Here is an 18,866-nt window from a genome sequence, read left to right on the forward strand (position 1 = left end):
CTCCTGACGCGCTGTGACACCGTGGAGTTGACAGCACCCCAAGTGCTGTACGAACCAGGCGACGCAATCCTGCACATCCACTTTCCCACCAGCGCCTTTGTGTCGCTGGTGTCCACGGCCGATGGCCACGACGGCCTGCAGACCGGCATGGTTGGCAACGAAGGCGCGCTGGGGTATGAGCTGTCGCTGGGCGTGCAGCGTTCGCCGCTGCGCACGCTGGTCCAAGGCTCTGGATTGGCATGGCGGCTCACCGCGCAGGCGCTCGAGCAAGAACTGTTGGAGAGCGCTCATCTGAAGCGCGTGCTCCATCGCTATGTCTGCGCGCTGCTGACCGAGTTCGGCCGCTTGGGCCTGTGCCACCAGTTCCACCAGATCGAAGAGCGCCTCGCGCGCTGGCTGCTCACCACGCAAGACTGCGCGCATTCGGCGCACTTGGCACTCACGCACGAAGTGCTGGGCCGCATGCTGGGCGTGCGCCGGGTCGGCATCACCAATGCTGCCACGGCGCTGCATGCGCGCCACCTGATCGACTACCGCCGCGGTGTCATCACCATCACGGATCGCCTGGGGCTGGAAAACGCCGCCTGCGACTGCTATCGCGCCAACCGACGCAGCTATGCCGAACTGATCTGCTGACATGCGCCGGCTGGAGAAACTCTCTTGGCCTGCGCGAGTTGCACCCGCGCAACTCACGGGCGCTCGGAGATTCACTCGTCAGCAGCGCCGCGGAGCTGATCCAGCGTCTACGAGGGCGCCGTTTGGAAGCATTCAGCACCCGCCGGCAATCTTTTGGCATGTCGTCCTCCTGCCTCATGACAGGGACGCGGTGGGCAAGCAGCCGGTCGCTGGCCCGGGCTGCGTCTTCAGCCGAAGATCTTGGAGAAGACAGCCGGGCGCTTGCCCCACCACGGCTTGCCTTTAACCACGATTGGCGCGTACCCCAGCGATTCACCGAAGTCCGCGATCACCTGTCCCACGCCTGGGCCAGGCCGGTGGCGCGGCGCGTCTCGCGCGCGAAGTGCCATGTACAGAATGTCGAGGTCGCCCGCGCACTCCAGCACCACTTGCTGCAAGCGGGAGCTGCTTTCGGCCGGCGCGTCGGCAGCCTCGGCGCCTACCGCCGAGCGCAGCCGGGCCGTGAGAGCTTTCAGCAGGTCGGACCAATCTTCGATTTCGTCACGACCGCGGATGGGTGGCAGCTCCGTCGACAGCGGCAGGGACCCGAGATGATGAGGAAAGCCAGTGAGAGCGGAGTAGATCATGTGGGCCCAGGAGGGAGCGCAGCGCCAAGCTGGTCTTTCGCTTCTAGCCCCGATCACCGGTCGTGTCTGTGCGGAGACTCACATAGCGGGCTTGAAAGGCGGCACCTGGCGAGAGCGCCTAGTCCGCTCAATGCGGCTTGAACAATGTGGCGGCGCAAGGAGCCCCTCGCGGCGCAAAGGGCGACCCCCCCAAGGCCTGCTGAAGCGAATGGAGCGGAGGTTTGTCGAGCGACGAGGACTCTCAGTCCCAAAATCGCCTGTGGTCGCCTTGGTTGTGAATCGTGTGGTTCCAAGCGGTGGCATTGCTGCCTTTGCCGCTGTCCTCCTTCTCTTTCACGCCTGAATGAGGCGCCTAATGAAGGGTTGCGCCGGGATCCGGTGCGACGGACTTTCGGTTTTTGGCGAGACGACGGCCGGCGCGGCGTGTCGCGCGGTCCACCGTCGCCTGCAGCCATCTCAGATGGTTGGAGAGGCGGTTGATTCTTGCAACCAATCCGAACGCATTGCGAAGGTCACTGTCCAGTACCAAAACGCCGACCGAGTCCAAGGGCCTCGCGGGGGCAGCGGGATCCGTCAAATTGACAAGCTCGTGGAAGCTCGTCGCTACGTCTTGGGCGATGATTTCCAGTGATTGGATCGCCTGTCCAACTTCAGTATTCCGGTTCGTCATTTGTTCCCTTAGCGGAGTGATGAGAAGCGACTTCTGGCGCTTGCTCGTCCTGCGTATGCTGCGCTCATATGTTCCTTTACGCGCTGTTTATTTGAGGGGATGGAAGCTCAGCCGCGCGGGGGGCTTCAGTGGAAGGCTTCTTGCCGTGCTAAGTTGCGGCTCGATCCGGTCACGCACAGCGGGATTGGAGTTCTGCCTGGGCCGCTCGCATAGAGTTCACCATCATCAATGCCGACCCTGAGCGTACGAACGAGACGGAACTAGACGAAATCACGCAGCGCTTGGCGGAGATGCGGATCTTTGCCCCCACGTGCCTTCATGACGGCTCTGAAGCGCTCGCCAATGGCAGCCGAGGTCGACATGCTCGCCAACTCCATCCCATGATCGGCGTTCTTCGCACCGTGGGCTTGTAGTGGCAACGGCTACTTGGCCAGCGCCAACGTGCCTTTCATGATGGATGCGTGGCCTGGGAACGAGCAGAACCAAGCATGGCTTTCTCCGGCCGTGGCGGACTTCACGTACATCCGCATCGAAACCGGGTTCTGCTATCTGGCGGCCGTCATCGCTTGGCGAATAGTGAATAGCAATGGCTTTAAGTGCGGCTATGACTGATCGCCAGTTCTAAGTATGGACGAGAGGGCGGGCCAGTTGCATGAGGCCCGCCCCCCAGGTTCAGCTTCCTCCGAATACCTCGATCTCGACGCGCCGATTCGGCGCCAGGCAATCGATGAGCGCCGCTCGCGCTGTCTGCGCGCATTGCACCTTCGGCTCGGACTCGCCTTTGCCTTGCACTTGCACGTTCTGCGCTGCTATGCCGGCTTGCACCAGATAGTCACGCACCGTGTTCGCACGCGCCAGCGAGAGCGCGTTGTTGTAGGCATTGCTGCCGAGGCGATCTGTGTGGCCCGTGATCCTGACGGCATCCACCGACTTGACACTGCTCTTGATGTCGCCTACCAAGGCATCCAGTTTGCGCCGGCCCTCGGGCAACAGATCGGCCAGGGAGCTGCCGTCGAAGCGGAAGAGGCCGTCGGCGCCGAGCGTGATCTTGCGCGGCGCGGCAGGTGGTGCCGCAGCGGGCAACCGTTCGGCCACCGGCACTGGCCGGGCCGCGAGCACGTCGCCGCAACCGGCGGGCAGCCAATGGAAGGTCTGCGCCTTGTAGTTCTTGTCGAAGATCGCCTTGTACTGACAGGTGGTCACACCGCCGCCGGCCTTGCGAAAATGAAAGATGTAGTCCCACTCGCGCGGGTTCGCCAAGCCCTCGCGAAAGTGCGGTCGGCCGAGCAGGTCGTAGAGCTGGTCTTTGCTCATGCCCGGCGCTACCGCGCGCAGGTTGTCCAGGTTGGGGAACGTGCCTTCCTTGAGCCAGGCGTCGCCGTCCGCGTTGGGGAAGACCACTTCCGTGGCCTTGCCATCGTCGGTGATGCCCTTGCTCACATACGAGCCACAGCCCTGCAGAACCAGAATGGCGGCGGCTCCCAGTGCGGCGGCCGAGAAGCGATGGAATTGGGTTTTCATGATGATGTTGTTCCTCTTTGATGTCGTCGGCTTACCAATGGAAGCCCGCACCGGCCGCCACACCGATCTTTCCGCGCGAGTTGGCCGAGCCGCTGAACTTCACGACCCAGCGGCCGTTGTCCGACAACTTGGAGACACCGAGTGCAAGCGCAGCCTGGCCGTCGAAACCCGCAACGCCCGCGGATACCATGCTCTTGCCCGGGATGTAGGCCTGCGGCATGTTGGCCATCGCCATCGCACCGGCGGCGCCTGCGCTGGCGTCTTTGGCAATGCTGCGGATCTCGCCGCCCAGGGAGTTCACGCGCGCATCGGTGTATGCGTTGGCCCCGGCGATGCCGGCGTTCAGCTGGTTCACGTTGACCGCGTCGGTACCGGCCACGCCGGGCGCCACGTTGTGGACCGTGACCGGGCCAGTCGCATTGCTGCCACCCATGCTCACGCTGTTGTAGTTGATTGAGCCGTCGGGGTTGGTGTCGTACTTGACTGTCGATTGGTCGATGACCGCCACGGTGCCTTGCACCCCGCGCAGCTGCGATACATTGACCGCGTCGCTGTCAGCCGAGCCGGCGGCCACGCCGGTGATCTGGCGGAACTGCCCGTTGGCCGCATCGCCTACCGACACCGCCGCCAGCGTGCTGGTGGTCGCGCCAATGGCGGTGCGCTGCGAATCCGTAGCGGTCGGCGGCACATAGCCGGCCACACCCGGACCGGTAGCAGCCACCGACCCCGCGCCCAAGGCCACGCCGCCGGCTTGCGTCACGTTGCTGCCGGCGCCGAGCGCGATACCCTGAACCGCGGCCGCCGATGACTGCGTGCCCAACGCGATGGAATCCGCCAGGTGCGAAGTCGCACCCTGCCCAATCGCAACGCCGCCGGGCGCGCTCTGCTGCACCACGGCGCCGTTGCCGATACCCACGCCGTTGTTGCCATTGACTACGGTCTGCGGGCCGACTGCCACCGACTCCGCTCCGATCGCCAGCGAATCCGCCGCCGTCGAGTTGGCGTGGAAGTACTGCGTCGGCGTGACCGCGAACGACTGCAGCGCACCTGACAGTTGCCGCACCGTGACCGCGTCCTGCGACTGGGTTCCGTCAGCGACGTTGGTGATCTGGCGATACGTGGTGCCGCTGCCCAGCGACAATGCGCCCAGCAGGGTTCGGTCTGTCGTGTTGTAGTTGATCAGTGAACTGCCTGCCGGAATGCTGCCGGTCGCGGGTGCGACGGCCCGGTCGGAAATGGCGCCGTTACCAAGCGCCACCGAGCCGTCCACCATCGCCTGGGTATCGGCACCCAGTGCCAGGCTGCTGGCACCGGTCGCCTGTGCCAGGCTGCCGGCCGCCAGCGCGTACTCGCCGGTTGCTTGGGCGCGGCGCCCCAGCGCCGTCGAACGAAAGCCCGAGGCGACGGTGCTGACGCCCACCGCGGTGGAACCAGTTTCGGTTGCCTTGGAGTCGTAGCCCACCGCGGTGGCAAACGACTTGCCGGTTGCTTGGGAAATCATGCCCACTGCGACGTTGTAGTCGCCCACTGCGTCCGAGGCGTCGCCGATTGAGATTGCGCCGTTGCCTGAGGAGTTCGACGCGCCGCCGATGGCGATGCCAAGGCGAACGGAGGCGTTGCTTCCCACGCCGATCGCGATCGTGTGCTGAGCGGTAGACGAACTGTTGGTGCCCACGGCAACCGTATTCACGCCGGTGGCGTTGGCGCCGAAGCCCGCGGCGAAACTGCTCTCGCCGGAGGCCGTGGTGTTCTTGCCTACCGCAATTGCGTTGGCAGCTTTCGCGCCGTCGTTGATCTCGTTGGTGCCGCCGGTGGAGGCAACGCTGAAGTACTTGACCTTGTTCGCCTCCACAGTGACGCCGAGATTCTCGATCGCAGCGTTGGTCTGATACAGCTGACTGCCGTTGATCGCATCGGTGCTGGTGCTGCTGATGCGGCCCGCTGCCACATTTGTGATCTGCCGTTCGGCGCCCGCTGCGCCCACGCTCACAACATCCCCCGCAGCCGGTGTACCGCCCGCGAAGTTGTAAATCGCGCCACGGATCGTGGTGCTGGCCGTCGGATTCGATGCAGCCACCGCGGAGCCGTTGCCCAGCACCACCGCGCCGTCCAGCCCCGTTGGCACCGTCACGTTGTTGCCCATTACAAAGGCGTTGTTGGCAGTGACGGTGTTGTTGTTGCCGAAGGCGTAGGAGCCGGTGCCGTTCACCGTGTTCGGATCGCCGAAAGCGCCCGAGTTGTTGCCGTTGACGATGTTGCCCGTACCCACGCTGATGGACTGCAGGCCGTTGGCGCTCGCGCCCGTACCGACGGCAATAGCGTTGGTTCCGGTCGCTTTGGCGCCGCTGCCGAAAGCCAGCGTGTCTTGCGCGCTGGCGAGTGCCGTGTTGCCGATGGCCACGCCGGAGACCGCGTTCCGCGCTTTCGAATTCGAACCTATGACAACCGCGTTTGTCGAAGCTGCATCAACGGCGAGAAACAAGTTGCCACCAATCGCAATGCTGCCGTCGGCCTCTGCTGTGACTTGGTTGCCCAAGGCGGTTGAGTTCACCCCCTTCGAAACGCTTAGATAGCCGAGGGCGGTGCTTTCCAGCCCGCTCGCGTTTGCCTGATAACCGATGGAAACGGCTTGGAGGTTGGTGGCATTGGCCCCGGCCCCGATCGCGATGCTGTTGTTGCCGCTCACATTGGCTCCGGTACCGAAAGCCAAGCCATTGGTCACGCCTGTGGCAACGTTGGCTTCTGTGCCGAAGGCCAGCGTGTCCACGCCAAAGGCGGTGGCTCTGGCGCCAAGTGCAATCTGGCGATTGCCGGTGTTCGTTCCAGTGGTTGCGCCGTTGCCGATGGCAATGCCGCCGTTGGCGGCGGCATCGGCCGCGGTGACATCGTTCAGAGAGTCGGCAAAGGCGCCCGCGCCGATGGCAATCGACCCCGCCCACGCTCTGGCCGGATTGAAGCCGGCCATGTTCGAAGAGAAGGTGATCGCGCCACCAACGCCAGTGTTCACGCCGCTGTCGGCGCCCTGGGGTCCGGCATGGGCGCCGGAAAACAGCGCCATTCCTGCCGCCAAAGCGATGGCATCCCTGCGGCAGCTGCTTGCGACCGCCGCCAAAGAGAGCCTTGCAAGAAGCGTCGACTTTTCCACTGCGCGCGCGCCCTCAGCTGCCGGGCCGCCCGCGAGTACGCACGACGAGGCCTTCTTGCCCCGCCCCGACGTGATCTCGGACGCTGCAACCCAGGCGCCGAGTGCTTCATTCCAGATGCTGCGGTATGACTTATTCATTACTTCTCCTCAATTAATCATTACGGGGACTGCGCCGCATTGGGCGAATTGAAAACGAGCAGTTGATGCCAATAGCTATTCCATCGATTACGCAATTCGTATCCATTTGGCCTTCATCTATTCATAAAAACCCTTTGAAACATCCGTAAAACTATTTGCCTATTTGTGGTGGAGATGGCGTCTCTCCAAGGCGATCTTAAAAGATTGTTAACCAATGAAAATATTCGTGTTGTGAATTGGAGTCAATGAAAATCCGAATGTGACTTTCTTCACGATTTCATTATTTTTATTGATCGGAATTTTCTAATTTTTACCCCTCGTCAATAGGTAATTAAAAGTTACTAAAAACTCAAATGAAGACGAGGGAGATACGGCCAGCTTTAGCTAAAAGGGCTTAGGACGTTAAGAAGAGTTGCTTATGTGGAAGAACATGGGCGTGCGGAATTGGCCGTCACCTGCTCAGCTCGGCCGAAAACGGCCGCCGGAGCCTGGGTCAAGGAGTCGCAGTTTCGGGAGGCGTGCAAGCGCGCACGAGCGGCGGCCGAGGCGCAGCACGCCGGCCAGAGAGGAGCAGGCACATGAGCAATCTAGACGCCACCATCGTCACGGCCTATCGCCGGCTGAGACCGGGCGGCGCCGACGCGTACGCAGAGTAGCTACTACACGACAGCACTGCTGAGCGCGGCGCGCGTGCGAAAGGGCGGGGCGGACTTCGGGACAGCCTGTTGCGGCTGCACGGCATGGCACATGCCGTGCTCAGCCGCGCAGGGTTGTCGGTCCCTGCGGGCCAGGGAAGTCTGCCGGAGCTAGGGTTGTTCGACACATGCCCGTGCGACACGAAGGCGTCAAGCCCGATCGGGGCTTGAGGGCGGGTGTTGGACAAGCCTTAACCAAAGAGACGCTCGTGGTCCTCCCAATGCGGCCAGTTGCTCTAGGCCTCGACGACTGCGGACCGTGGCCGCCGAATGATTGTTGTCGGCGCCCCCAATCGTTGCAGGACGAAGCACGGCTGCTCTGACAGCGCGTAGAACCCCTCGTTCCATGGCGCGGCTCCGAACCTTTCGAGAAGGCTCGCCATCAGCGATTCGTTAAGACGGTCGCGTTTGCTCCGGGCTAGGTAAGAGCCGGCGTCTTCCTGGGGCAAAGGCGAGCCCACTTCACCGAAAAGCCACTTCCCGTCTTCCTGCGCTGCATACACCGACCGCTCGACCACAGTCGCCTTTACCAAGCTTCGATGTGTGAACGCTGCACCAGGCTGAGTCGTCGTCGTTGAATCGTGGGCGTCCCAGTGGATGGTGGTCAGACCGTGATTGGCGGTGACGCAAAAGCAAAGCGAGTCGTAGCCGCTGCAGAGAAAGCTGTTGTTCCAGAGGACGGTCCAATCAGAGTGCGTGGGCAGAACCAGGAGGTGGGTCGGCACGTTCGCAAATTCTGTGGCCGCTCCAAACGCCGCGTCCAAATCGGCGTAGTGGAACCAAGCCTTCGTCAACGTCTCACCGCGAACGAAGCGGGTTACTTCCGCCTCTACCGCTGCCGCCACTTGGGGCGCCGTTCCTCGCACCAAGTCCAATGATTGGGTGGTCGGCCACCATCGCTGGAGGGGTTCGCTGCGCAGCATATTTTCAAGAAATGGGGATGAATGTTCGTCTTGGCGACTGTAGCCTCAAGCAAAGTCGGTGCAAGAGCCCGATGCAGACCTGCAATCCGCTCGCATGCGGAAACCCGTTATGGGCACTCGTACCCGGCCCACCGTCTGCGGTGTTTTTGCGGCGCTCAAGGCATCCATGTTCTAGCTGCTGTCGCAGGCCGCGTCCAACTTCAATCCTCGGGCTCGCAGCGCAGTTTGCAGCGTTGCGCTTTCCTCTGGAGCAAATCCATCGAAGTAGATCTGCAGCGTCTTTCCGCAGCTGAGAAATAGTTCTTTTTCCGGTGCCGCCCAAAGCTGGACACCATGTCCAACCGCCGCTGCAAGAAAAGCGAAGGCTTCTTCTGGCGATATCAGGCCGATCTCCTCGCCTTGATTGCTCCAGCCCGTGATCTTGGCGCTGATGGGATGCTCGAACCTCCATCCCAATGAGCGCAGGGCCTCAAGCAGCTGTGTGCAGCTCGCCGCGGGGAGGTGGGCAATCTCTTTGGTCATGGACAGAAATCGTAGCGGCTATGGTGCAGCGCGAAAGGTGATCACAAGGAGAAGAATTTCCAGAAGACTGGCGAATGTTGACATCCTCGCCGCCACGCCCGCGTACAACGACTCCTCAAACACAGGGAGTTCAAGATGGGTCAGATGGCTGTCATGGTGAGCGAGTCGGGACCTGGCGAGCTCCGCTTCCCGGTCTTGGGTGCGGTGGACGGTCCGAACGGGCCGCTGAGCTTTCGGCCATTCGTGGCCGATCAGACGGCGCACCTCAGCGAAATGGAGGCGTGGATCGCCGGTGCGTGCGCAGTCGCCGACTACCGAGTGCGTCCGATCGCGCGTCCGAAGGAAGGCGCCGAAACGGCGCCAATCCAGCCGGCCCCATGAGGGCAAGGTGGCCGTCGCGAACGGCATGCCCGAGAGCTTCGTGAACAAGTTCAAGCGCGACTACGTCAGTCGCATGGACCTTGTCGACGCGAGAACGGTAATGGCGCAGACGGCCGCCGCCTTCGGAGGGCAAGTTGGCGGCCGAGGCATCCTCAACCGGAATACCGACAAGCCTCTAGTGCGTTGACGCCGAGAGCGAGTTGCGTGGGACGGATCGGGCCTGCATGGGCGTCGCTCGCTCAGGTTGCACAGTTCGATCATGGCGGCGGAAGCGCGCTTGCCTTGCCGAGCTGACATGCAACATCGCTCGAAAGCTCTGCAGTCGCTTGTGAAGGCTGCCACTGGTTCTTTCCAGTCATGCGGGGCTCAGCACCATGGCAATCAGTGACAGATGCGCAGGGTAGTAGGCGTAGAAGACCCATCGACAGCGGCGCAACGGAATGTCGACATGCCGGGCGCCCAAGATCAAGGGCAGGGCGGCCAGCGCGGAAAGGTTGCCGTTGACGATGGCGAGCGAGGCTGTCGCCAGGGCCCACAAGAGCATCCTGACCCCATCGGGACGGCGCGCGAACCCCCAGGCGGCGAGGCAGCAGAGCAGTGCGGGCCACCAGAACTCCACCAGCGCACCTCCTATGAGAATGGCGATCAATGCCGCGACACGCGCCACCCCGCCGTCGCATTCGAGGAGCCAAACGATCAAGGTTGCCAACCAGAGCGTCACGAGTATGTTCAACGGCCACCAGCCGACAAGGCGAACGAAAGCGGGTGTCGCCAGCAGCGCGAAGATCGCCAGCCGTCTCATGACGCGCAGATGCATCCCGGCTCGCAACGCGCCGGGCCGCGCCAGGTTGGCCATGAGGACGAAGCCAAAGAGCGGCATCACCATGCGCCCCAGTGCATAGAGCGTGGGGCTCGCGTCCTGCAGCAGGTACTTGTTGACGTGATCGCCGGTCATGAGCACCAAGCCGACCCATTTGAGCGCCTCCAGGGAGCCGTCCGAGATCGACCAGGCCGTCGCGGGCGCTGCGGGCTTCGCCAGGGAGGGCATCGACAAGCCCTCGCACACGTGGGTGGTTTTTTCGGAACTTCTTCGCGCCTTCACTTGCCGGCCGTCGTTCGATGGTGTGGTCCCGCGCCGCCTAGACGCGCTCATGGCCGAGCGCTCCTCGGTCTCTGGCCGCGCGCCGGCGCACATACACGGGTGCGGGATGCGGGCGGCGATCCGGGAGATGGATCGAATGGCCTTGTGCCAGCGCGTCGGCGATGCGTTCGCGGATCAGTTGCACCAGCCGCTGCTGGGAGTCCCGATCTCTGGACACGCGCGTCGCGTACTGCTCGGCCAACGCCAGGCCGGCAGCCGCGGCGGCCAGTTGTGGATGCTGACGACGGATCTCGGGGGACACCGTTTCGCAGCTTCGTATGCGCATCGCGCGCTCGTCCATGGCGCGAAGGTAGTCCGGTGTCTCGATGCGCCATACGGCACGCTGCGTGACGATTCTTTTCTCTCCAGTTAGCTCGCCCTGCGCATTGCGCTGCGCCACCAGGACTTTCACCGGACGCGCGCCGTGCCTTGTGAGGACCACCTGTTCTCCGAGGCGAGGTTGCGAAGCGGATTCCGCGAGGGCGCGTTCGAGGTCCGAACCCCAAACCGTGCGATCGCCAGTCTCGGTGCGGACCCTCACGTAGAAGGACATGCGCTGCGCCGGATCGAATTGGTAGGGTGCGGCGGCCGCTGCAACCAGCATCCCTTGAACGGTCGACCCGGGGGCCGTGCGCGGCGATCGATGGTCTTGCGGCATCTCCGTCGGATCTGGCGCGGCATCGTGGGCCCCGCCGCGGCCGCGTGAACCATCGCGCGCCATCGCTGCCCCGCGTTCCTCCGGTGCTGTCCGGGTTGCCGGCGTCTGAGCGGCGCCCATTTCACGCGATGGTGGCGATTGCTTCAAGGCACGCTGCATCTGGAGAATCTCGGCCTCGGTCGGCTTGTACCCTCGGACCTCGATGCCGCGCAACGCGGCTTCGCGCCACATGCCCTGCCGGAAGCTCTCGGTGCCTTTGACGGTGAGGGCCCGCCAGCCCCGCGCCTCGGCGATTGCCACCACGCCGTGCAGCACCTCGCGGTTCTCGGTCCGCACGCGGATGCGGGCGCCGTCGTCGATGAAGGCGAGGGTGCGGTCCGGAAAGAAGTACCGGTTGTCGACGCGCAGGTAACGGCGTTCGATGGCATCGGGCACGCGGGGACGGCCGCGTCCCGCCTGAGGCGCTGCGCCCTGGACGGCGCCGGCCTCGTCCTGCGAGGCAGCGCTCGCGCTGCCGGACGGCTGCGGGCTTCCGGAAGGTTGGTCTGTGGACATCGCGGCTCCTTTCGCATGCGTGCTGTTCGGGGTGCCCTGGTTTCAGACTTGAGCGGAGGGCGTCAGTCCAGGATGTGCGCCATGAACTCGTCGGCATGGCGCTTCAGGTCCTCCTCGCTGAGCTTCTCGGTGGGAATCTCCACGTCATCGAAGTCGAATGAGAAATCGTCCAGCTGCAGGTCGTCGGCGACCGCGTCGCCGCCCGCGGTCGCGGCCATTGGGTTCGCTGGTGCCGGCCCACCGCCTTTGGGCGTGGCGCCAGTGGTGAATCCGGAACTCATGCCAGCGGCGTCTTGCTCGTCATCGGTCACGGCCGGCCGAACAGGCGCGAGGATGTCACCGCGCCTGCCCACATCGAGCTTGGGCACCGGCGGCGGCGGCCGTTCGCGCGGCGCGAAGAACCTGTCGCGAAAGTAGAGGACACGGTGCGCCAGCACCGGCCGAAGGCCTTCGTGGAAGAGAAGCATCCGGTCCGTCCCGAGCTCCTTGACCTCCTGGGGCAGCAGCAAGCGCCGCGGCTGCTCGCTGATGCTCACCGTCGGCGCCTTGCCTGCGCCACCCCACATCGGGCGACTGACGTTCTTCTGCCGGACGGTGTAGGTTCCCAGCTCGCGCGAGATGGCTTCGGCGTCCTCGTACTCCTTGGGCGGGAACACGATGCGTGCGGCCAGCATCTTGCGGATCGACTTGGCGCCCTCGATGCCGTACTTCTCGACCAGCTGCGAGTGGGCCTGCACGATGACGACGGTGCGCACGTTGTAGCCCGGCAGGAAGGCCGTGGAATCGGCGATGACCGGGATGCGCCCGAGCGCCGCGAACTCGTCGAGCATCAGCAGCAATTGGTGGCGAAGCTGCGGGTTGCTCTCGGGAAGCTCGCGCGTCTGAAGCCCGATCGCCTGCTGGAAGAACAGGTTCAGCAGCGGCTGCAGCCGGGCGATATTGTCGGGATTGATCTGCACATAGATCGAGATCGGACGCTTGCGCAGGTCCCGCAGGTCGAAGTCGTTGGCCGAGGTGGCCGCATCGATCATCGGGTTGAGCCACAGGTCCAGGCGGCTGGTGAAGGTCTTGCGGATGCTCGAGGCCGTGGTGGGCGCCAGATCGATCACGTCATAGAGGCTCTGCACCGCTTCCTGCGACAGCGGATAGCCCGCGCGCTCGCAGGCATCGATCACGCGCTTCCAGTGCTTCTGGAAGCCTTCTGCGTCGCTGGCCATGCCCTGGCGCAGCACCTCGCCGAGGGTGCGTGTGGCGCCCGGGGTCTCGAAGAGGTACAGGGCAATGCCCAGGAACAGCGACCGGGCCGAAGAGCTCCAGAAGGGGTCGCCGGCCTGCGGATCGGGAAAGAGCATCGTGCCAATGCGCTGCAGGTCGTCGATGCAGCGGTAGGGCTGCTCGGACACGTAGCCCAGCGGATTCCAGCGTGCCGAGCACTCGCGCTCGGAAAGAGGATCGAACAGGTGCACCTCCTGCCCATGGGCCGCGCGAAAGCCCGCCGTGCGTGCGAAGTTCTCGCCCTTGATGTCGCTGACGATGGTAGAGCCGGGCCAGTTCAGCAGATTGGGGATGACCACGCCGACGCCCTTGCCGCTGCGCGGCGGGGCTTCGAGCTCGACACCTTGCTGGCCGGGCAGCACGAGATAGCGGTTGCCCAGGCGCCCGAGGATGATGCCGTGCTCCTGCAGCAGCCCGGCCCGCGCGATCTCGCGCCGGCTCGCGAACCGGGCCTCGCCGTGCAGCGGCCGGCGACGCGGCAGCATGGCGACGCCCACCAAGCCCAGCACCAGGCCCTGGGATCCCGCCAGCGATGCCACGAGGACGCGGCGCACCTCCGGCCGATCGCCGTAGGCCTGCCAGTAGGCGTGGAGCGTGAGCAGCGTGACTTGCTGCGGCGGCAGTTTCATCGCCATCAGGAACGCGTGGCCTGCGACGTAGACGCCGACGATCACGGCCACCAGCAATGCGACCGCAATCCTGAAAAGGCTAGGCAAGCCGTCGGTTCTTGGTGCCAGGGTCATACCAGATCTCCCGCACGATGCGCCGCAGCCGGCCCTCCCTGCGCTCGCGCGCGCACTGCACGACGATGTCCACGCTCATCTGCGCCAATTCCACGCCGTCGCGCGTGCTCATGCCCTGGCCCGCCTGACTGCGCTTCATCAACTGCGCCAGCGCCACGAAGGCCATCGCCGCGCTGTCCGCATGCACGCTGGTGATCGAGCCGGGGTGGCCGGTGTTCACAGACACCAGGTAGTCGTAGACCTCTTCGCCGGTCCGCAACTCGGACACGAACACCCGGTCGGGGCGCTGCCGCTTGGCACCGGCGAGCAGCTGGCCGGGCGTGACCTCGGCTTGCCCCTGGGCGCCTTGCGAGTAGAAAAGCCGCACATGGTTGGGCTGGTTGCGCAGCGACAGTTCCTTCACGTCCTCGATCGTGATCAGACGGTCCTCGGGTGGCACCTCGAGGATCAGCGCCTTGCCGACCGTGGTCTTGCCGGAGCCGGTGGCACCGGACAACAGGATGTTCTTGCGCCACTGCACAGCACGGCGCAGGAACGGCACGAACTCGCGACATGCGAGAAGCCCCGCCAGTTCCCGGTCCTCCGGTGCCAGGTTGTCCAGATCGGTTGGCCGCAGCGGGCAGGCGGGGACGCTGCATGTCGGCTCGAAGACGCGCAGATCCGCCAGCTCTTCGAGGCTCCAGAGCGTGTGGGACGGACGCCGTATCGTGATCGAGACGGTCCGCTCCAGCGTCGCCGGCGGCAGCACGATCTGGATTCGTTCGCCGCCCGGGAGGGTGGCGGACAGGAGCGGCTCGTTGGCCGAGATGCGCTGGTGCGTGAAGTTGGCCACGAGCTTGGCGATGGCCATGCACCAGTCGAAGCTCGCGAACGGCAACTCCTCGCGCAGCCAGCCCGACTGCCGTTCCACGAAAGCCACGCCGGGCTCGTTGATGCAGATCTCGGTGACCTCGGGATCGTCCAAAAGACGACCGAGCGGACCAAGGAAAAGGACAAGGGACGAGGGCGGCTCCGCGAGTGCCGCGGCGATCACGGAGCCGGTCGCCAATGGCAGTTCGCCGGTGGCGGCGCAGGGGTTGCGCTCAGGGATTGGTTGGGTCGCTTCGAAGCGCATAGACGCTCCTGAAATCCACATCGCGTGCGACCAGGATCTGGATTCGCTCGCCCTGGTTCTTGATGACAGTCGGCGGAATCGACACGGTGCTGCGCAGCACCTCCGTCATGACGTCGCGGCTGCCCTGCGGACCGAGCACCAGGCCGCCGCCGCTGCCGACCCGGGTGCCGCTTTGCTGCTGGGCGGCGATCGCCTGCATCGTGCCGTCGATCACCGAGATCAGGACCGCGGCACCGAAGCGATCCCAGAAGTGGGTGTCGACGAAACCGGGCAACCCGCTGCGCCCCAGTTCGTCGGTTCCGGGGGAGGCAAGCTGGACCACGACGCCGGTCGGGGTGCGCGCTTCGTTCCACACGATGAAGACGCGGCCCTGTCCCTGCCGCGGCGTTCCGCGCTGCTCGCCCACGTACTTGGTGCCGCGCTCCAGCAGCACGACCTTGCCGTCAGCCCCGTAGATGTCGCTGGCGCCGATGCAGGTGGTCATGCCCTCGTAGGTGGAGTCGATGGCGGTCTCCAGCGTGCAGTCGATGAATGCGCCTTTGGGCAGAAGCATGCGCCGTGTGGGCAGGATCTGGGCGAGGACCGCCGGGGTCGGCGTCGGCCGGAGGCTCGCGGCAAGTTGACCGCCGCCGGATGCGGCCGAGCCGGCGCCAGGCGGCTGCAGCGCGCCGAACAGCTGGGACATGCCTGGCACGCCGCCGGCGGGCAGGGCTGCCGGATCTGCGAACGCGTGCTGTGCTGAAATGCCCGAGGGCTGGGCGGACTGCGTGCGCCGAAGCACCGGGGTGCCCAACTGCCGTTCCAGCGCGATCTGCTCGGGCGTCTTCTGCGGGGTGCCCGCGTTGACGGCCGCGGTCGACGGGGCGGGGGGAGTACTGACGATGGGCGGCGCCTCCGGCGGTGTTTTCGGGGGATCGATGCGGCCGAGCGGTGGCACCTTCATCTCGCCGCCGGCGCGTGCCGAGGCCGCCTTTCTCGCGGCCTCTTCGGCCTCGCGGGTCTTGGTGTACTGCGTGTTGTAGTACCAGAACAGGAAGCCGCCGCCGAGGAGAATGATCACAGCCAGCGCCAGGAACCCGCTGATGCGCGACTGGACAGAGCGCTCGCGGTTGACCGACGGCATGGCGCGTTCGCCTCGGATCGTGGCGCGCTCGTCGGCGATGCGGGATGCGGCGCTTCCGGTGGCCGGCTCGGTCTGTCCGGACAGGATCTCCCCGGTGCCGGGGTCGATCTCGGATGCATCGGAATGCGTCGGCGGATCCATTCGGGTGCCGCGGCGAGGCTGGCCGATCCAGGTCACGGCTGTTCTCCCGTCGTGGTGCGCCGCACATCTTCTGCGCTCGTGTGGGGCGGGGTGCGCACGCCGCCGCCGACGAACGACCGGTTGACCACGCAGCCGACCAGGCCACCACGCCGCAGTACGAAGCGACGCGCCACCCGGTGGATCACCACCTCATCCGCTTCGATGCTGAAGTTCAGCAGCGACTCGGATCCGTCATCGTTGCGCACGAACATGGCCGGAAAGTCGGACTGCGCCTGGAAGCGAAGTCGCGTTTGCAAGCCGTCGTCGTGGGCACTCACGGGCTTGAGCGAATCGCTGCCGCAGAACCAGTAGTCGGCGTTGCGAGGGCGATCGGAGGCCTCCTCGTTCAGGCGCACCTCGGTCCGGCGTCGCTCCTGATCCGCCGCCGCGGCACGGGCCTCGTCCTCCGGGTAGGTGAAACGAATCGAATACACCATGCGCTTGGTCGCAGCGCCCGCGGGCGCGACGGAAGACACGAGGAAGTCGAAGTGGTAGGCCCGCCGGTTCGTGAGGAGGGTGAAGTTGGTCGAGGCGCGCGCTTCCTTGGGCTTGATGAAGAAGTGGTTGCGCTCGGCGCCGACATCGAAGGCACCGTTGTCGCCAGCGCCGAGGTTCACGAACTCCTCGCCTTCGGCAAACTGCAGATGGATTTGGTAGCCGACGTAGCCCTGCAAAGTCACGACATCCTCGGGGTTGTAGGCAACCATACGCACCCGGGCATCGACCTTGCCCGCCGGCGGCATGGTCGCGGTTCGGCCGTGCGGCGCGGCAAACGCAAGACTTGCCGCCAATCCGATCGCGAAGGCAGACCTGCGGTGCATGCGCGGGGGCGTCATCGCGCCTCCTGCCTGCTGGGTGCAGCGCTGGCCGGGGCGACTTCGGGCTCGCGGCGATATTCGACGACGCGAAAGCCCAGTGGATTGAGCGATCGCATCTTGTTGTCCGTCGATGGCGGGACATAGGCGAACTCGATCGTGGCGACCCAGTGGCTGGTCTGCTCCTCGCCGGTGCCGCCTGCGCGCGTCGAGCGGGCGAAGCGGACCTGTGCCAGCTTGTCCTTCCCGCTCTCCAGCTTGAGGAAGGTGACCGATCGCACCTGCGAGCGGATGGACGTGCCATCCTTGTAGGCGTTCAGAGGTGAGGCCGGGTTGTCGGCAGCCCACGAAGCGGCCCACTCCTGGTTCAACCGAGGCGAGTTCTGAGCGGCGACCAGTTCGTAGTCCGCCTCCGCGGTGCCGTAGAAGTAACGCTCGCGCGCGATCACGTAGTTTTGCAGCAGGTTGCGAGTCACCACCTGCTCGATGTCGGTCGTGCCCTCGTAGGTGGGAACGACGTCGACGATCCCGCTGCTGCTGTCGACACGGATGAGAACAGGAACGGGCTGCTTCAGCGGCGTGAGTCCGCTGACGGCAGCGACCGAGAGCATCGCGACCAGTGTCGCCGCTGCGGCGACGGTCCAGGCGATCTTGTTTGATCGCTCCGCGCGGCGCGCGCGGTCAAGTTCCCAGCTCTGGGCCTCGCTCAGGTAGTTTTCAAGGGCGGCGTTTCGGCGCATGGATTGCTCCTGATTCAGAAACGCCGTTCGGGATGTTGATCGGTGTGAGCGAACCTTCGCAATCCGGCGGCGTAGGCGGGCGAGTGCCGCATGCAGCCAGCAGAAGGGCCAACAAAGAAAGGATTGTCGAAGGCTTCATCTGCCCGCCCTCCGCTAGCGATTGCGCGACAGGCCCGGCATGACCTGCTCTCTTGGAAGCACGGTGCCGCCGTGACGCGCAGCGCCGACACTAGCCATAGAAGCCACGCCGGCACCAAGACGATTGCCTGCCAAGCGGCGGAACGAATCCCAGCGGCTACGCGGTTCCCGCCGCAATCCGTCCAGCACGCCGCGACCGAATTCGTAGCTGGTGCGCTTGGCCCCGCCCATTGCCCACCGCGCCAGTCCGCTCGCGAGGCCGAATGAACTGAGTGCGATGCCGCTCGCAAGCCCAGCCGCGATAGACATGATCTGGCGCATGACCAGCAGCACCAGCGAAGCACACAGCACCATGTTCAGTGCATCCACAGTCACGATGGCTGCGCCGCGTGCGGCCGTCTGCGCGGCGTAAGAAGAAACGATCTGGAGCATGAGGCTCGCCACCAAAGAGGTTAGGACGGCGACCAGTGCATAGTTGGCCAACTGGGCAATCCACGCCTCAAAAAATCGACGTGTGGCTTCGAAGAAAAGCAGACAGATGAAAACGGGCCCCAAGGCGAGGATCAATGCCAACGCGAGCCTGGACAAAACAAGCAGAAAGAGCGCGTAGACGGCCAAGCCTCCGATGATGAAGTAGACGATGGCTCCAGCCAAATAGAAGCCAAAGTCGCCGTTCAATACACCGCCTTTGTTCCAAAGATTTGAAGCAACGGTCCCGCCTTTGTCCCATATCGCATCAATCACGGACACAGGGCTCGATGCACCTGTGATCTCTGCCGCAAGTTGGACCGGTGCGTTGAAGAAAGTGTCCACGATGACTCCGTTGTAAAGCCAAAGTCTCAGACCTACGCCCAGTACGATCGCGATGAAGAAGATGCGCTTGACCCCCTCCCATATCGGTTCTTGAACTCTTCCGGTCAGGCTGAGGAATCCCCAAAGCATTACGTAGATCGTGGCGAGCGTTACCACTGCAGGCTCAATGACACCGGCCACAGTCGCCGTTTTGGCCGCGAGGTATTCGGTCAATTGCTCGTTGAGCCACGTCCAGAATTGCTGAAAGAACATTGCTCGCCTCGTCGAACTTTTATTTCCCGGAGCCACTAGGAGGCGGCATCGTCGGCTGAAAT

16 protein-coding genes and 1 pseudogene are annotated in these 18,866 nt (G+C 64.4%); 3 read left to right on the top strand and 14 right to left on the bottom strand.

The genetic code is table 11. The features are described from left to right. Positions 1 to 21: 21 nt before the first annotated feature. On the top strand, positions 22 to 636 hold the full coding sequence (locus QFZ42_RS09460; protein WP_307700713.1) for a Crp/Fnr family transcriptional regulator: 615 nt from the start codon (positions 22 to 24) through the stop codon (positions 634 to 636). 227 nt (positions 637 to 863) lie between these two features. Here the strand turns inward: QFZ42_RS09460 and QFZ42_RS09465 are convergent, their stop codons facing one another. Beyond that, positions 864 to 1,262: a hypothetical protein gene (locus QFZ42_RS09465; protein WP_307700714.1), complete on the bottom strand. Its 399-nt coding sequence runs from the start codon at positions 1,260 to 1,262 to the stop codon at positions 864 to 866. Positions 1,263 to 2,358: 1,096 nt separating this feature from the next. On the opposite strand from QFZ42_RS09465, the gene QFZ42_RS09470 reads away from it, so the two are divergent. Next, complete coding sequence (locus tag QFZ42_RS09470; RefSeq protein ID WP_307700715.1) at positions 2,359 to 2,544, top strand: hypothetical protein; 186 nt, start codon at positions 2,359 to 2,361, stop codon at positions 2,542 to 2,544. A 60-nt stretch (positions 2,545 to 2,604) separates the two neighbouring features. On the opposite strand, the gene QFZ42_RS09475 is transcribed toward QFZ42_RS09470, so the two are convergent. From QFZ42_RS09475 to QFZ42_RS09490, 5 genes and pseudogenes are all read right to left on the bottom strand, one after another. Then, positions 2,605 to 3,453: an OmpA family protein gene (locus QFZ42_RS09475; protein ID WP_307700716.1), complete on the bottom strand. Its 849-nt coding sequence runs from the start codon at positions 3,451 to 3,453 to the stop codon at positions 2,605 to 2,607. A 31-nt stretch (positions 3,454 to 3,484) separates the two neighbouring features. Then, complete coding sequence (locus tag QFZ42_RS09480; RefSeq protein WP_307700717.1) at positions 3,485 to 6,598, bottom strand: YadA-like family protein; 3,114 nt, start codon at positions 6,596 to 6,598, stop codon at positions 3,485 to 3,487. An 18-nt stretch (positions 6,599 to 6,616) separates the two neighbouring features. Further along, positions 6,617 to 6,736: pseudogene (locus QFZ42_RS28315) on the bottom strand (ESPR domain-containing protein); the annotation flags it as partial. A 931-nt stretch (positions 6,737 to 7,667) separates the two neighbouring features. Beyond that, positions 7,668 to 8,354, bottom strand: coding sequence for a hypothetical protein (locus QFZ42_RS09485; RefSeq protein WP_307700718.1), 687 nt, complete (start codon positions 8,352 to 8,354; stop codon positions 7,668 to 7,670). Between the two features lie 171 nt (positions 8,355 to 8,525). Beyond that, on the bottom strand, positions 8,526 to 8,876 hold the full coding sequence (locus QFZ42_RS09490) for a hypothetical protein (protein ID WP_307700719.1): 351 nt from the start codon (positions 8,874 to 8,876) through the stop codon (positions 8,526 to 8,528). 388 nt (positions 8,877 to 9,264) lie between these two features. On the opposite strand from QFZ42_RS09490, the gene QFZ42_RS09495 reads away from it, so the two are divergent. Next, positions 9,265 to 9,444: a hypothetical protein gene (locus QFZ42_RS09495; protein ID WP_307704333.1), complete on the top strand. Its 180-nt coding sequence runs from the start codon at positions 9,265 to 9,267 to the stop codon at positions 9,442 to 9,444. A 168-nt stretch (positions 9,445 to 9,612) separates the two neighbouring features. Here QFZ42_RS09495 and QFZ42_RS09500 read toward each other — a convergent pair whose 3' ends face one another. From QFZ42_RS09500 to QFZ42_RS09535, 8 genes are all read right to left on the bottom strand, one after another. Further along, positions 9,613 to 10,305, bottom strand: coding sequence for a TraX family protein (locus QFZ42_RS09500; protein ID WP_307700720.1), 693 nt, complete (start codon positions 10,303 to 10,305; stop codon positions 9,613 to 9,615). 91 nt (positions 10,306 to 10,396) lie between these two features. After that, a complete protein-coding gene (locus QFZ42_RS09505) occupies positions 10,397 to 11,611 on the bottom strand; it encodes an LPD7 domain-containing protein (RefSeq protein ID WP_307700721.1) in 1,215 nt (404 codons plus the stop codon). Between the two features lie 62 nt (positions 11,612 to 11,673). After that, positions 11,674 to 13,602 carry a type IV secretory system conjugative DNA transfer family protein gene (locus tag QFZ42_RS09510; RefSeq protein WP_307700722.1) on the bottom strand — a complete coding sequence of 643 codons (1,929 nt, stop codon included), beginning with the start codon at positions 13,600 to 13,602 and terminating at the stop codon, positions 11,674 to 11,676. Beyond that, a complete protein-coding gene (gene virB11 / locus QFZ42_RS09515; RefSeq protein ID WP_307700723.1) occupies positions 13,595 to 14,743 on the bottom strand; it encodes a P-type DNA transfer ATPase VirB11 in 1,149 nt (382 codons plus the stop codon). The genes QFZ42_RS09510 and virB11 overlap by 8 nt, the downstream gene beginning before the upstream one ends. Continuing rightward, complete coding sequence (gene virB10 / locus QFZ42_RS09520; RefSeq protein ID WP_307700724.1) at positions 14,712 to 16,043, bottom strand: type IV secretion system protein VirB10; 1,332 nt, start codon at positions 16,041 to 16,043, stop codon at positions 14,712 to 14,714. Before virB10 ends, virB11 begins: the two co-directional genes overlap by 32 nt. Continuing rightward, positions 16,040 to 16,882 (bottom strand): TrbG/VirB9 family P-type conjugative transfer protein, encoded by an 843-nt coding sequence (locus QFZ42_RS09525; protein WP_307700725.1) that lies wholly within the window; start codon positions 16,880 to 16,882, stop codon positions 16,040 to 16,042. The genes virB10 and QFZ42_RS09525 overlap by 4 nt, the downstream gene beginning before the upstream one ends. After that, positions 16,879 to 17,601, bottom strand: coding sequence for a virB8 family protein (locus tag QFZ42_RS09530; RefSeq protein ID WP_307700726.1), 723 nt, complete (start codon positions 17,599 to 17,601; stop codon positions 16,879 to 16,881). The genes QFZ42_RS09525 and QFZ42_RS09530 overlap by 4 nt, the downstream gene beginning before the upstream one ends. A 153-nt stretch (positions 17,602 to 17,754) precedes the next feature. Beyond that, entirely contained in the window at positions 17,755 to 18,804 is a 1,050-nt protein-coding gene (locus tag QFZ42_RS09535; protein WP_307700727.1) for a type IV secretion system protein, read from the bottom strand. Positions 18,805 to 18,866: the final 62 nt, after the last annotated feature.

The organism is Variovorax paradoxus (genome assembly GCF_030815855.1).
Classification (GTDB): domain Bacteria; phylum Pseudomonadota; class Gammaproteobacteria; order Burkholderiales; family Burkholderiaceae_C; genus Variovorax; species Variovorax paradoxus_M.

Coding starts and splice junctions, on each gene's coding strand:
- QFZ42_RS09490 (WP_307700719.1), bottom strand. CDS start 8,876: ATGACCAAAGAGATTGCCCACCTCCCCGCGGCGAGCTGCACACAGCTG.
- QFZ42_RS09535 (WP_307700727.1), bottom strand. CDS start 18,804: ATGTTCTTTCAGCAATTCTGGACGTGGCTCAACGAGCAATTGACCGAA.
- QFZ42_RS09530 (WP_307700726.1), bottom strand. CDS start 17,601: ATGCGCCGAAACGCCGCCCTTGAAAACTACCTGAGCGAGGCCCAGAGC.
- QFZ42_RS09525 (WP_307700725.1), bottom strand. CDS start 16,882: ATGACGCCCCCGCGCATGCACCGCAGGTCTGCCTTCGCGATCGGATTG.
- QFZ42_RS09505 (WP_307700721.1), bottom strand. CDS start 11,611: ATGTCCACAGACCAACCTTCCGGAAGCCCGCAGCCGTCCGGCAGCGCG.
- QFZ42_RS09485 (WP_307700718.1), bottom strand. CDS start 8,354: ATGCTGCGCAGCGAACCCCTCCAGCGATGGTGGCCGACCACCCAATCA.
- QFZ42_RS09475 (WP_307700716.1), bottom strand. CDS start 3,453: ATGAAAACCCAATTCCATCGCTTCTCGGCCGCCGCACTGGGAGCCGCC.
- QFZ42_RS09500 (WP_307700720.1), bottom strand. CDS start 10,305: ATGCCCTCCCTGGCGAAGCCCGCAGCGCCCGCGACGGCCTGGTCGATC.
- virB11 (WP_307700723.1), bottom strand. CDS start 14,743: ATGCGCTTCGAAGCGACCCAACCAATCCCTGAGCGCAACCCCTGCGCC.
- QFZ42_RS09465 (WP_307700714.1), bottom strand. CDS start 1,262: ATGATCTACTCCGCTCTCACTGGCTTTCCTCATCATCTCGGGTCCCTG.